Origin of the sequence: Bacteroides faecis MAJ27 (assembly GCF_900106755.1) — a bacterium.
Classification (GTDB): Bacteria; Bacteroidota; Bacteroidia; order Bacteroidales; family Bacteroidaceae; genus Bacteroides; species Bacteroides faecis.
Genome location: NZ_FNNN01000003.1, coordinates 253,502 through 266,865 on the forward strand (window position 1 = coordinate 253,502; position 13,364 = coordinate 266,865).

The window sequence follows — 13,364 nt, forward strand, 5'->3', positions numbered from 1 at the left end:
GTACAATTTAACTATTTACAATATGCTTTTATCGACTTATCGTTTTTCGCTATAAATATAACGATTTATCATCTACTTATTACAATTTCCAGCCCTTAATGTTCACCGTCAACCTAATAAAAACATCAGCAGCACCTGCGCTATGATCACCCGCAGAAACATACACAACGGATACACCGTAGCATAAGCGACGGAGGGATTATCACCCGGTATCGTATCGTTCGCATAATTCAGGGCCATCGGATTTGCCATACTGCCACACAACATTCCGGATACACTTCCAAAATCTATCTTCATTATCTTAAAGGCGATGAAGCCGACCAGAACTGTCGGAATAATTGTCAGGCCAGCTCCCAGAGCAATCCAGAGCAGTCCTTCCGGACGGAAGACAGTATCGAAGAAATGGGCACCGGCATCCAACCCCAGGCAGGCCAGATACATGGAAAGCCCCAAGGCACGCAACATCAGATTCGCGCTGCGGGTAGTATAAGTAATCATGTGTATTCGTGGGCCGAAAGTTCCCAAAAGAATACCTACGATGATCGGTCCACCTGCCAGGCCTAGCTTCACAGGGGTACTGATTCCCGGAATAGAGAACGGAATCGCTCCCAACGCCAATCCCAGTACGATACCTATGAATATGACAACGAGATTAGGTTCTTTCAGACTTTTCACCGCATTTCCCAATACTTTTTCTACATTCTGAATAGCTGCCGCCTCACCTACTACTGTCAGGCGGTCACCCAGCTGGAGAACCAGTTCCGGAGTAGCAAGCAGTTGTACTCCCGAACGGTAAACACGGCTGATATTGATTCCATAATGGTTTCTCAGCCTCAATGAGCCAAGCTTCTTTCCATTCAGTTCGGGGCGGGTTACGACAATACGCTGGGAGATCAATTCGCTGTCGATCGCGTTCCAGTCTATATCTTCCTTATTCCAGTCCGTGTTTTCCTGTTCGCCGAAAAGTACCGTCAGAGCCATCACGTTCTTCTCTGCTGTAATCACCAGCAGACGGTCGCCTTCCTTCAACACCTTATCGGAAGTAGGAATACTGACATGACCGTCACGCCACAAACGGGAAATGACAAACTTCGGATAGCTCATGTGGGCTATATCCTTGATGCTTTTATCAAAAATGGCAGGGTTATGTACCTGAAAGGCTGCGATAAAAGTTTTATTGGCATCGTCCTTTTCTTTGATTTCCAAGTCTTCCTTATGAACCAGGAATTTACGGATCAGCAATACAGCAAGAATCACACCGACAACTCCCATCGGATAAGCAACCGCACATCCTAAAGCCGGAGTACTGCTTTCTATGCCCATTTGCTTCAATGTCTGCTGTGCAGCTCCCAACGCAGGAGTATTGGTCGTGGCTCCGCAAAGGATACCCACCATATCAGGAAGCGACACGCCTGTCGCATAACTGGCAACAACAGTCAGCAAAGTACCCAGCAAGACTACTGCCAACGCCAACATATTCAGCGTCACTCCTCCCTTTCGGAAAGAACTGAAGAAACCGGGCCCTACCTGTAGTCCGAGAGAATACACAAAAATAACCAGACCGAAACTTTCCGCATAATTCAGCATCTGTGGATCAACCGAAAGCCCGAAGTGTCCGGCAAGGATACCTGCAAAAAAAACAAAAGTGACCCCCAGGGATACTCCCCAGAAATGCACTCTTCCCAGCCCCAGTCCAATCGCAGAAATCAGCGAAAGTACCACAACAGCCTGTAAGGCAGAATGTTCGAGAAACAGATTATATAACCACTCCATGAATTAAGCATACTAATAGGGCGCAAAGATAAAAACTATTTAGTCCCATTCAAAACTTTTAAGCTTTCATTTCGCGCCCTATCCCTTCTCTAAATTATTAATATCCTGAAATCTTATATGTTATCCCTTAAATTATTTATCTGTTATCCATAATCTTCTTACCTGTCACCTCTACCTATCGCCTTTTACCTTTTCAACCTATTCCTTGAGTAATCTTTCTACCTGTTGTTATCCGGGATCTTTCTACCTGCTATCTTTTGTGTAATCATTTTCTTTCCATCTGCCGGCCTTTCCACCTACCGGCTGCATCTCTCACCGACCTGTATATTCCACGAAGTTATTCCGACCGTCCAGATAACCGCTCAACCTATTTCCGCCGATATATACATCATCCAGATAGGATACATCATTGCGACCGTAATCCATACGAATGGAAGTCTGTGCATAATTCTCCCAGTTCCAGCGGAAATTATATTCAAAGGTTTCCACACGTCCATTAGGATATTCAACCCGTATAAAATCAACACCTGTCCGGTCCAAATAAAAGTCGAGTTCCTGACGGCAACGGTTACCGTCCATATCCCGATAAAAGCTTACCCATGTACGGCTACATAAATCAGCAGAACGATTGTAGTAACCACCACCGATATTATCATCATCATAAAAACTATCGATTTCTACTTCACAAGAAGTCAGACTCAACGTTAATACAGCCATTAAAGCCAGTCCTAAGTATCTAAATGCGTTCGTTTTCATATTCCTTTATTTTTAATGGTTCCTTTATTAATCCTATCATTTATCTTTCGATATCACAAAAGTATAGAATGAATTTTCCTTATGAAATTGAAAATTCCTACTTATTTAGGGGAATTCACCTAATGGAAGAGGTAAATCCCCCAACACACAGGATATCTATGAATTCCATAGCCCTCCAAAGCAACCACCGTGCCCCCCAAAAAACAATTGAAATAAATAACCTGATTTATCAAAATACAGATTAAAAAGACACTCTACCGCCCTCTGAAACCTTAATAAAGATTGAATCAAAGATTTAATTATTTAATCAATGTTATAAATCGCCCCGTTTTACCTGATTTATTTGCAGATATCGTAAAACTCCGTATATTTGCAATGTGTTTTTCATAGTATTAGATTTAAGGTTAACAAAAAGATTGGCTGTCTGGGATAGATAGCCTTTTTTTATGCTCTTTTTTTTATAAATCCTCCAAGATACGAAATCATCCACAAAATATCTGATTGGCCAATGCCTTTTGTCATTCACTTATTTCCTGTTATCATCCCCCATAAATCATACTTCATTCCCCAAAATAACGAATGTTAATGTAAATGTTCTGATGGTACAACGCCCCCTATCTAATAATTAAAAAGGTAACCACTCTCCCCTATAAATAGCGAGAAAAAATATTTTCAAAAAAAATAATCCGTTTAACATTTGAAACATAGCAAGTTATCTCTTTAATCATAAAACAGGTAAAAAAAATCTTGCTAAAAGATTTGCGTAGTCCAAAAGTTCCCCCTATATTTGCACCGCATTTGAGAGAGAATGCGGGTTCAAGGAAGTTTGGGTGAGTGGCTGAAACCACCAGTTTGCTAAACTGACGTACGGGTAACCGTACCGGGGGTTCGAATCCCCCAGCTTCCGCAAAATTCTCTAAATAAAAAGAGCTAAGTTTTATAGACTTGGCTCTTTTTAAATTCATCAACAAACGGTGGGTTCGTCTAACGGTTAGGACACATGCCTCTCACGCATGTAATACGAGTTCGATTCTCGTACCCACTACTCAATTTTAGTTAGCCTCTTACATCGAAGTAAGAGGCTTTTTTATTGTGTTCATATCTCAAAAAATGGAATATAACGTAGAAGAATTGAAAAAGGTATTGATTGAGCAATGTAAAGAAGAAGGTATATATTACGCATTGATAGCAATCGACAAACAGACGAAAGAGATCGTTCTGCCCCAAAGCCTTGATAATGCTTTAAGTAATCCGGATTACTGCGTTTTCAAATGCAAGAAAGCAGAGGATGGATATGAAGTAGAAGAGGTAAAATAAGCGTAATTTAAAAAAGAAAGTGATGCTTATTAGTGTAGTATTAGGACATTATAAAATTTAATAATTATTTGAACATTCAAAGTTTTTTCTGTAAAAGAATGTTATATCCAGTCAAAACTGCCATCTTTCACGTAGAAACCTGTCTATAATTGAAGAAACGCCTATCTAGTTACAGTTCTTCACTCTGCTCATACAGTTCGAAGTAAGATTCCTTATCAATCCGCAGTTTGACCCTGTTTTCCCGCTTCTGACCGGCTAAATTGATAAATAAATTGAAGTATAACTGACTAAAAGAGAGGTCGGAACGATCATAAACGATATCAAAAGTACAGGTTCTGCGGAAGGAGTCGAAAGTTCCCAGTTTCATCCCTCCCTTGCACATAAAGACTTCAGGAAAGCTTGTCGGAGGATAAGGCTGGAACAGGCTAGCCAGTTGGGCATATACATAATCTATCATCCATTCATCACCGGATACAGTCAGTTCTCCTTTCAGACGAAGTTTGATTGCATATTTAGCGGTGATATCCTGCGAAGTGTATATAGGAACCTGGCTTTCCGCAGGATAATTGCCATCCTTATATCCAAGGCTCATGGTCAGTTTTGATTTACCAGCTCCGTTAAAACTGGCAACATTCTGATCCTTCTGTTGGTTTTTCAGATCAATCATAAACGTCAGTTTACCCAAAGTCGGGTCATTCGGGTATTGAGCTATCGTATCCAATACATAATCTTCTTCATTATAGCTTCGCACCACCAAGACATCCCCCTCTCCGACTTCCAGTGCCGGACCTCCTCTTTCAATATCCACATCGCCTACGGGGTAATATATAGCATCATTATCTCTGACACAACCTGACATACAAAGCAGTAGAACTGCCAATCCTATTATCTTATTCATCATCATACACATCCTTATTTTGGAGACAAAGATACATCTTTTTTGAATCAACCCGATTTATATCAACCGTTTTTAGTACTTTTGCACATAACAAGACTATTAATGACATGGATACACTACTAAGAGAAACAGTAAATGCCGTCGTAAATTCCCGCTTCCCTGAGATGAGTATAGAGGGACGCCGGCAGATAGAAAGCATCCTGATACGTGAAGAATTTCCCAAAGGAGTGATTGCACTCAATGAAGGAGAAGTAGCCCATGAATTAGTTTTTGTCGGGAAAGGGATGCTCCGGCAATATTACTATAAAAACGGGAAAGATGTCACCGAACACTTTTCATACGAGGGATGTATCGTGATGTGTATCGAAAGCTTACTAAAACAGGTTCCTACACGGTTGATTATAGAGACGCTGGAACCTGCTATCATTTACCTGTGTCCTTATGACAAGATGCTGCAGTTGGCAAAACAAAACTGGGAAATCAACATGTTCTACCGGAAAATACTGGAATATTCCCTGATTGTATCGCAAACCAAGGCTGACTCCTGGCGTTTCGAATCCGCCCGCGAACGTTATAACCTGTTGCTCGAGACCCATCCGGAAATCATCAAGCGGGCTCCCCTGGCAGATATCGCTTCCTACTTGCTGATGACACCGGAAACATTGAGCCGCGTACGCTCAGGTGTCCTGTAGAATGCCGGTCCCAGCGATGAAAATCTCCCGTTATCGCTGCCGTAGTCATTCACCATTTCTCAGCTATCTGCTTTTCCGGTATTCTTTGGGAGACATGCCGGTGTAATGCTTGAAGTACTTACCGAAGAATGACTGGTTGGCAAAGTTTAGCCGGTCAGCTATCTCTTGTATGTTCATGCTCGAAGAATTCAGGAGTGCCTTTGCTTCCAGAATCACTAATTCATCAATCCACTCCCCTACTGTCTTTCCGCTGATTTCCTTCACAACACCGGACAGATGTTTCGGCGTCAGGCATAATTGATCGGCATAAAACTTCACGCTACGCTCCGACTGATAAGACTGAATCAAAGATTCATAGAAGCGTTCAAATATGTATTCCTTACGGCTTTTACTTTTGACAACGGCAGAAGAATCCGGTGCATAACTGTTGAATATGTTGCAAAGTTCAAAGAAGAACCCCTGCATCAATCCCATTACTACCTCCCTGCGATACATATCTTCCTTATTCCTCAATCTCTTCCTGATGAAAGCATGATACTCTTTAATCATTTCCTGTTCGTGCAGGTTGAGATCAAAGCAAGGATAATCTTTCAGAAAGAAAAAGAATGAGAGCACATTTCCGACTTTGGGCAATGATTCCAGCAGATTCTTTGATACAGCAAAGAAAATCCCCCTAAAGTTAGCACTAAACTGACGATGCTCGATGATCTGGTTGGGCAACGCAATAACCATTCTTCCCGGAATCAGCTCAAACTCACGCAAACTGATATTGAAACGGGTGGAGCCTTCCAGACAAAGTCCGATGCTTACCACTTCCAGTTTACTGGGACCATTATAAAGGGAAGTAACGCTTTCCGTATCGAAAAGCGCTATATCATTATCGACAACATCAATACTGTTAGGATCTATATGCTTAGAATGAACTACCGAAGAAATACCTATCTTAGGAACACCTTGAATATCCATACTTTCTCTTTTTATTTGCGACAAAGATACCAGTAATAATCAGACATTCAACCTAAGGTCAGATATTATCAGTCAAATAGAACACTTTTCCCCACTTATTGACTATCTCCGAACAAAAACTCATAATCGCGTTTGGCAGCCGGAACAGTCCACTTCTCCGGAATGAATTTCCACTGATTCAGCGCCTTCGGGTCCATCGCACCTTTCTTTTCTATATAATTCATCAGATAAAAACGAAGGTCCTTATCCGTAGAGAAGATAATACGTTCTTTCAGTTTCTCCTGTGGAATACCTGCACCTCTAGTCAGTAATTCACCGCCGCCATTGCCCCGATAAGAGTTCAAAGCCACTTTATAAATCTTATCCATAAGGAAAGGGCTGCCGTCCGCCATGCTGATAATGGTTATCTTCTCTCCTTGCGGCTTGGAGACGTCCACAGTATAGATAATACCCGATGCCGAATCAAAATTGAAACTGAAATTCTGGAAAGAAGCTCTGTCTTCCGCACCTTCGCGGCGTTTCTCTTTGAACCAAAGCAAATGATCGTCCGGAAACTTCATCCGGTTGGTCCACATGAAATAAGACATTTCCAGATAATCCTTGATTTCTTTCCCGGATAAGGTCATCATATACAACATATTCTCATACTTATACAGATTGAACATATCGCTGACATACACATCCCCTTTATTAATCTTCGCATCGAATGAAAGCGGTGCAGCAAAAGAAATCTCCGCGCCGGTGATATCAAGCTGCAAGGTATGAATCAGGTCGATAAAAGCAGACGGCCCGAAGAAAGACGGACGGGTCGAGATGCTCTCGGTGAATGTACCGATCTTTTTAGAAACAAAGTTGCGGACAGTGTCGTATTGGGGAGCAAAATGCTTCATAAAATCCTCACTGATTCCGTAATCTTTTGTCGCGGACAATACTCCCCGGATATCTTTGCTGCGCACCTTTCCGTCTTTCAACTTTAAGGTTACGTCGATATTGGACAAAACGATTCCGTTGCTTGCCGGGTCGATAACCAGTACTGAATCTCCTGCCACATTCATTACCTTCTTACATTCACGTGCATGATCGTGCCCCATCAGTACAATGTCAAAACCGGGAACATTCTTTGCAACATTCAGAGAAGCGTTTTCATTGTACTTACCGGACATTTTGAAAGCTTCCTGCCCCGCATGAAACAAACCGATCATCAAGTCCGGATTCTCTTTTTCACGGATGATCTTCATCCATTTGCGTGCTGTCTCCTCCATATCGTCAAAGCGCAGCCCCTTCCACAGATTCTCGGAGAGCCATGCAGGGATAGCAGGAGTGATCATTCCCAAAATGACGATTTTCACTCCGTCACGCTCCATCACCTTATAAGGAGGGAGATGAGGTTCTCCGGTCGATGTATCGATGATGTTAGCTCCTAACACCGGAAAGTCACAGGTATTTATCCAGCGGTCGAATACGGCACGCCCGGTTTCCACATCATGATTTCCCATATTTCCGGCATCATACTTCATATAGTTCATCATTTCCGCGCAGAGATGAGGAGAAACCGTATCTATATAATTATAGTAATAGGCGGTAGGTTGCCCTTGCAGTATATCGCCGTTGTCGAGCAAGATAAGATTTTCCTTATACTGTTCGCGCTCTTTCTGCACAAAAGCATATATTCGCGCCAGACTGCCCTGCCAATCCTTACGGGTAATAAAATTATAAGGATAATAATTACCATGTACATCACTTGTCTGTACAATTTTCAGCTTCACAATTTTCTCCTGTGCCGCAACAGAGAGCACGAGGCAAAGAAGCCATACGTAGATACATGCAAATCGTTTCATTCTTTTTCTATTTTAAGCGGATGTGAGAACATGAACCGTGCTCCTCCCGTATATTCGGAGTCGATCCATATATCACCTTTCCATTTGTGGACAATCAATTTACAGATAGACAATCCCAGACCTGTTCCCTGGGCATATTCGTTCAGTTTCTCGAAACGTTCGAATACCAGTTTCTGTTTCTCCTTCGGGATGCCACACCCCGTATCCGTCACCGAAAACACGGCCATACCTGTCGCCTTATTCACCGAGAATTCCAGTGTGATCTTTCCTTTTTTGGTGAACTTATCCGCATTAGACATCAGGTTGATAATCACCTGCTGCATACGCTGTATATCCGTCACCATATCGAATGACTCGTAATCGCTGGCAAACAGAAACTGATTGCCGGACTGCCGCGAAACACTGACCGATGCTACCACCTGCCTGCATACCTGCACCACATCACACTCTTCCCAAGTCAAAGTCACCCTATTCGCCTCCAGACGTGAGAGATCCAGAATATCATTAATCAGGCGAAGCAACAAATCCGAGTTCGTCTTGATGATCTGATAATAAGTCTGTTGCTCCTCCTCCGTGCTGCCGCCTACAGCGAGCACATCCGAGAAACCCACAATCGAGTTTAAAGGAGTACGTATCTCATGACTCATATTAGCGAGGAAAGCACTTTTGAGACGGTTCGATTCTTCCGCCCTGTCTTTTGCCACCCGCAGGTCTTTTTCGGATTTCAGCAGTTCATCCCTCAGACGCTTGGTACGGAAATAATAGAAGAGCGAGATACACAGGCCCAGCACCAGAATGACAAATAGCGCACATGCCGACCAAATCTGATAAGTATATTGCTGATAAAATGAAACCGACTGATTGATAATCTGCACATCAAAAGGAAGAACCTGCGGATTCAAGCTCCACTCCTTCACTTTCCGGCTGTCGAGTACGGCTTTGCAACCGATAACGGAAAGATGTTGCCGGTCATCCTCCGGATATTGATCTATCTGCACAGATGACAATGCCATGTCTTTTCCCAGTTTCCTGTAGTCGGGCAACACTCCGCCGATGGCCCAGTATCCCAGACTCACAGAGGACGGAGTAAAAGCGGGAATGGTCGGAGTAGCCTCCATCATGGCATAAGTCGCATTCCGCATGAAATAACCCTCGTTCATGTCTACCCGCCAAGTACCTACCATAATCACCGTATTCTCCGGCAAATGGCGCAACTCTTCTACAATCGTATAAATTGTATGCCGACGGCCATCCATCAAGATCAGGTCAAGTTCGGGAAACTTCTTCATTTCCTTCCGCACCAGTGCCTGCATCGTGACACCACCGTAAGTATTGTCCGAAATAAAGGCGATATGTTCCGTATTCGGATAAAACGCCTTGATCATACGGACATTATCTTCTATATTATATTGGTTGATAAATCCCGACTTCAATTCCGGTATATCCATTTGATCGGCAAACAGATCGACCGATTCCGGCATCCATGTGTCCAGTCCGGCAACCGTATCCTTAGGCAGTATGACGATGTTGCTACTGGCAAGGCTACACATCACCGGTACCTTCACCTGTATGGAATCCCGTTGAGACAGATACGCTGCCCAGGCTTCCTGTCCCAGCAGAATGATTTGTGCCGGATGCTTTTCTCCCTGGTATTTAGAAAGAATCTGCGTCATCATGCCGCTCCAAAGCGGGGCTTCGGAGAAACTTTTGCAGTTCATGTTTTCAATGACAATATCACGTTTTCCTCCCAGTTTACTATATTCTTCCATGTAGTCGGAAATCGTTACTGAAGTTTGATGCGCAGCGGGATTATAAGAACAGATAATTAAGATCGGCTTTTTATCATTAGAGACAGCAAATAACTCTGTGGCCTGAAAAAGCCATAGCAAACAGATAAACAGGTATCCTATATATCTCATCATACTTGTAAGTTTTGAAGTGTTACTATCTCATTTTAGGCTGCAAATATACTAAAACTTGTCGGCTATAACAGATTTATGTGTATTTTTGTCGCTCATTCATTCGCAAAAAAATTGTATATGGAACTATTTCACCAAATGATTTCCGGATTACTGGGAATACCGGAAAGACAAATCAGCAGTACTCTCCATTTATTGGGAGAAGGTGCCACCATCCCTTTCATCAGCCGTTACCGTAAAGAAGCCACAGGCGGACTGGACGAAGTACAGATAGAGAACATCAAGGAGCAACATGACAAGTTGTGCGACATAGCCAAACGGAAGGAAACGATTCTTAATACCATCAACGAGCAAGGCAAACTCACTCCCGAACTCGAAAAGCGTATCAACGACACCTGGAATCCTACGGAGCTGGAGGACATCTACCTGCCCTACAAGCCCAAACGGAAGACCCGTGCCGAAGCAGCCCGACAGAAAGGGCTGGAACCGCTTGCCATGATCCTGATGCTGCAAAGAGAGAACAATCTCAGCGCCAAAGCCTCCGCCTTCGTCAAAGGTGAAGTTAAGGACACAGAAGATGCACTGAAAGGCGCCCGTGACATCATCGCTGAGCAAGTGAATGAGGACGAACGCGCCCGTAATGCCATACGTAACCAATTCGCCCGTCAGGCAACGATCACTGCCAAAGTAGTGAAAGGCAAGGAAGAAGAAGCCGCCAAATACCGTGATTATTTCGATTTCTCCGAATCACTGAAACGCTGCACCTCCCATCGTCTCCTCGCCATTCGCCGCGCAGAATCCGAAGGATTGCTGAAAGTATCCATCAGTCCGGATGACGAAGCCTGTCTGGAACGCCTCGACCGCCAGTTCGTACATGGCAACAATGAATGCAGCCGTCAGGTAAGCGAAGCCACTGCCGATGCCTACAAGCGTCTGCTCAAACCTTCCATTGAAACAGAGTTTGCTGCACAGTCCAAAGAAAAGGCTGATGACGAAGCTATCCGTGTGTTTACGGAGAATCTCCGCCAATTGCTCCTCTCTCCTCCGCTCGGACAGAAACGGGTACTCGCTATCGATCCCGGCTTCCGCACAGGCTGTAAAGTAGTCTGTCTGGATGCGCAGGGCAATTTGTTGCACAATGAAAACATCTATCCCCACCCTCCGGTCAATAAAACCGGCGAAGCGGCTTCCAAGCTCCGCAAAATGATAGAAGCCTATGAGATTGAAGCCATCTCTATCGGCAACGGAACAGCCAGCCGCGAGACGGAAGACTTCATCAATCACCAGACTTTCGACCGGCAAATTCCGGTCTTCGTGGTCAGCGAACAGGGAGCTTCCATTTATTCGGCATCCAAGATCGCCCGTGATGAATTTCCCGATTATGACGTAACGGTGCGTGGAGCAGTCTCTATCGGTCGCCGGCTGATGGACCCGTTGGCAGAACTGGTAAAGATCGATCCCAAATCCATCGGCGTCGGACAATACCAGCATGACGTAGACCAGACGAAATTGAAAAAAGCCCTCGACCAGACTGTAGAAAACTGTGTGAATCTGGTAGGTGTGAATCTGAATACCGCAAGCAGCCATCTGCTGACATACATTTCCGGACTGGGTCCGCAGCTGGCGCAAAATATTGTCAACTACCGCGCCGAGAACGGAGCTTTCAATTCGCGTAAGGAATTGATGAAAGTCCCCCGCATGGGTGCCAAAGCCTTCGAACAGTGTGCCGGATTCCTCCGTATCCCCGGAGCAAAGAATCCGCTGGACAACACAGCAGTGCATCCGGAAAGCTACCACATCGTAGAGCAAATGTCGAAAGACCTGAAATGTACCGCCAACGAACTGATTGCGAATAAGGAACTACGCCAGAAAATCAAGATATCGGACTATATCACGCCGACTGTGGGCCTGCCGACTTTACAGGACATCATGCAGGAGCTCGACAAACCGGGACGCGACCCGCGTAAAACGATCAAGGTATTTGAATTCGACAAGAACGTGCGCACCATCGCAGACTTGCGCGAAGGCATGATCCTGCCGGGCATCGTAGGCAACATTACGAATTTCGGAGCTTTCGTCGATATAGGTATCAAGGAAAACGGGCTTGTACATCTTTCCCAGTTAGCCGAGCGATATATATCCGATCCTACGGAAATCGTATCCATCCACCAGCACGTCATGGTCAGAGTGATGAATGTAGATACCGACCGGAAGCGGATTCAGCTTAGCATGATCGGGGTACAGCAAGACTGATTGCCTCCCGCTTTTCGCCCCACCACACAATTAAAATCGTAAAGATTATCATAAGTACTGTACAAATGAGCGAGCCTTCAAAACCAAAGGCTCCGCCATTCAGTACGTTTTCTTCGGGCAGATGCAGCGTCAACAGCGATGTTCCCAGATCGTTTCCACTTACTTGATATCCCAATATCGGGCCTTGAATCCAGTTCCAAAAAAGATGGAGGGAAATGGGGAAACAAAGATTCCGTGTATATAAATAGGAAGCACCGATCAACATACCTGCAATCACCAGGTTCAGCATCGGCAGAAAAGCCACATTCGGGTTGAAGATATGCAGCAATGCAAACAGCAGTGCAGAAACGAAAAGAGCCAGGAATTTATTCATCCGGGTATGCAGCAGACGCCCGAGTATGTAGCCGCGCATCATGATCTCTTCAGTCAAGGCCACCAGCAGGCAGAACACAAAAGTGCCGAGCAGATTTAAAGGATCGAACTGAAAGCCTGTTACTTCTACTTCACCTATAGCCAGCGAAAGCCCGAAGCCGATCAGGTAGAGCAACATCGCCACCAGCAGTCCATACCACAGTCCCCGGACATGCCCTTTCAGTGTCAGCCCCAAGTCAGAAAAGGGGCGGCGTTCAAAATAAAGCAGAATCACAGCCGGAGTCAACACAGACAGCAGCATATTGGCTTCCGTCACAGTGTACACCAACAATCCGGGGTGTCGCGCCTCATCGCCAAGAATCAGAGACAATAATCCGAATCCTATTGTACCATACAGTCCCATACATACGAAAAGCCCCAGTGCAAACAACAGGATACACGCCCATACGGGAAGTCTTTTCGGTTCTTTCTTTTCTCTGATTTCTTCTGTCTCCATTTTTACTTTTTGTTAATCACGCTACAAAATTAGATATAAAACATAAAAAAACATCGTGTCTTACCTATTTTTCCTATATTTGTC

10 protein-coding genes and 2 tRNA genes are annotated in these 13,364 nt (G+C 44.3%); 5 read left to right on the plus strand and 7 right to left on the minus strand.

Annotated elements, in window-relative coordinates; all coding sequences use genetic code 11:
- Positions 1 to 108 precede the first annotated feature (108 nt).
- Together BLW31_RS04375 and BLW31_RS24340 are read right to left on the minus strand one after the other, a co-directional pair.
- Complete coding sequence (locus tag BLW31_RS04375) at positions 109 to 1,773, minus strand: putative transporter (protein ID WP_010537765.1); 1,665 nt, start codon at positions 1,771 to 1,773, stop codon at positions 109 to 111.
- A 312-nt stretch (positions 1,774 to 2,085) separates the two neighbouring features.
- Positions 2,086 to 2,529 carry a hypothetical protein gene (locus BLW31_RS24340; RefSeq protein WP_010537764.1) on the minus strand — a complete coding sequence of 148 codons (444 nt, stop codon included), beginning with the start codon at positions 2,527 to 2,529 and terminating at the stop codon, positions 2,086 to 2,088.
- An 820-nt stretch (positions 2,530 to 3,349) separates the two neighbouring features.
- On the opposite strand from BLW31_RS24340, the gene BLW31_RS04390 reads away from it, so the two are divergent.
- The 3 genes from BLW31_RS04390 to BLW31_RS04400 all read left to right on the plus strand — a co-directional run bounded on the left by BLW31_RS04390 (position 3,350) and on the right by BLW31_RS04400 (position 3,846).
- Positions 3,350 to 3,436, plus strand: a tRNA-Ser gene (locus tag BLW31_RS04390).
- A gap of 66 nt (positions 3,437 to 3,502) precedes the next feature.
- Positions 3,503 to 3,574 (plus strand) — tRNA-Glu (locus tag BLW31_RS04395).
- 65 nt (positions 3,575 to 3,639) lie between these two features.
- Positions 3,640 to 3,846 (plus strand): hypothetical protein, encoded by a 207-nt coding sequence (locus tag BLW31_RS04400; RefSeq protein WP_010537763.1) that lies wholly within the window; start codon positions 3,640 to 3,642, stop codon positions 3,844 to 3,846.
- Positions 3,847 to 4,015: 169 nt separating this feature from the next.
- Here BLW31_RS04400 and BLW31_RS04405 read toward each other — a convergent pair whose 3' ends face one another.
- Positions 4,016 to 4,750, minus strand: a complete 735-nt coding sequence (locus tag BLW31_RS04405) for a DUF3845 domain-containing protein (RefSeq protein WP_010537762.1) — start codon at positions 4,748 to 4,750, stop codon at positions 4,016 to 4,018.
- Positions 4,751 to 4,851: 101 nt separating this feature from the next.
- On the opposite strand from BLW31_RS04405, the gene BLW31_RS04410 reads away from it, so the two are divergent.
- The gene (locus BLW31_RS04410) at positions 4,852 to 5,436 is read left to right on the plus strand and encodes a Crp/Fnr family transcriptional regulator (protein WP_010537761.1); all 585 of its coding nucleotides are present in this window, start codon (positions 4,852 to 4,854) and stop codon (positions 5,434 to 5,436) included.
- A 63-nt stretch (positions 5,437 to 5,499) separates the two neighbouring features.
- Here the strand turns inward: BLW31_RS04410 and BLW31_RS04415 are convergent, their stop codons facing one another.
- The 3 genes from BLW31_RS04415 to BLW31_RS04425 all read right to left on the minus strand — a co-directional run bounded on the left by BLW31_RS04415 (position 5,500) and on the right by BLW31_RS04425 (position 10,162).
- The gene (locus BLW31_RS04415; protein WP_010537760.1) at positions 5,500 to 6,402 is read right to left on the minus strand and encodes a helix-turn-helix domain-containing protein; all 903 of its coding nucleotides are present in this window, start codon (positions 6,400 to 6,402) and stop codon (positions 5,500 to 5,502) included.
- Between the two features lie 95 nt (positions 6,403 to 6,497).
- Complete coding sequence (locus BLW31_RS04420) at positions 6,498 to 8,240, minus strand: bifunctional metallophosphatase/5'-nucleotidase (RefSeq protein WP_010537759.1); 1,743 nt, start codon at positions 8,238 to 8,240, stop codon at positions 6,498 to 6,500.
- Positions 8,237 to 10,162 (minus strand): sensor histidine kinase, encoded by a 1,926-nt coding sequence (locus BLW31_RS04425; RefSeq protein ID WP_010537758.1) that lies wholly within the window; start codon positions 10,160 to 10,162, stop codon positions 8,237 to 8,239. Before BLW31_RS04425 ends, BLW31_RS04420 begins: the two co-directional genes overlap by 4 nt.
- Positions 10,163 to 10,279: 117 nt before the next feature.
- Here BLW31_RS04425 and BLW31_RS04430 point away from each other — a divergent pair, with 117 nt between their 5' ends.
- Positions 10,280 to 12,412: a Tex family protein gene (locus tag BLW31_RS04430; protein WP_010537757.1), complete on the plus strand. Its 2,133-nt coding sequence runs from the start codon at positions 10,280 to 10,282 to the stop codon at positions 12,410 to 12,412.
- On the opposite strand, the gene BLW31_RS04435 is transcribed toward BLW31_RS04430, so the two are convergent.
- Positions 12,384 to 13,280, minus strand: a complete 897-nt coding sequence (locus BLW31_RS04435) for a CPBP family intramembrane glutamic endopeptidase (protein ID WP_010537756.1) — start codon at positions 13,278 to 13,280, stop codon at positions 12,384 to 12,386. The two genes, BLW31_RS04430 and BLW31_RS04435, sit on opposite strands and share 29 nt — an antisense overlap.
- Positions 13,281 to 13,364: the final 84 nt, after the last annotated feature.

Bases quoted from the DNA above. Each gene is read 5' to 3' on its own strand.
- BLW31_RS04375 (WP_010537765.1), bottom strand. From the start codon at position 1,773: ATGGAGTGGTTATATAATCTGTTTCTCGAACATTCTGCCTTACAGGCT.
- BLW31_RS24340 (WP_010537764.1), bottom strand. From the start codon at position 2,529: ATGAAAACGAACGCATTTAGATACTTAGGACTGGCTTTAATGGCTGTA.
- BLW31_RS04400 (WP_010537763.1), top strand. From the start codon at position 3,640: ATGGAATATAACGTAGAAGAATTGAAAAAGGTATTGATTGAGCAATGT.
- BLW31_RS04405 (WP_010537762.1), bottom strand. From the start codon at position 4,750: ATGATGATGAATAAGATAATAGGATTGGCAGTTCTACTGCTTTGTATG.
- BLW31_RS04410 (WP_010537761.1), top strand. From the start codon at position 4,852: ATGGATACACTACTAAGAGAAACAGTAAATGCCGTCGTAAATTCCCGC.
- BLW31_RS04415 (WP_010537760.1), bottom strand. From the start codon at position 6,402: ATGGATATTCAAGGTGTTCCTAAGATAGGTATTTCTTCGGTAGTTCAT.
- BLW31_RS04420 (WP_010537759.1), bottom strand. From the start codon at position 8,240: ATGAAACGATTTGCATGTATCTACGTATGGCTTCTTTGCCTCGTGCTC.
- BLW31_RS04425 (WP_010537758.1), bottom strand. From the start codon at position 10,162: ATGATGAGATATATAGGATACCTGTTTATCTGTTTGCTATGGCTTTTT.
- BLW31_RS04430 (WP_010537757.1), top strand. From the start codon at position 10,280: ATGGAACTATTTCACCAAATGATTTCCGGATTACTGGGAATACCGGAA.
- BLW31_RS04435 (WP_010537756.1), bottom strand. From the start codon at position 13,280: ATGGAGACAGAAGAAATCAGAGAAAAGAAAGAACCGAAAAGACTTCCC.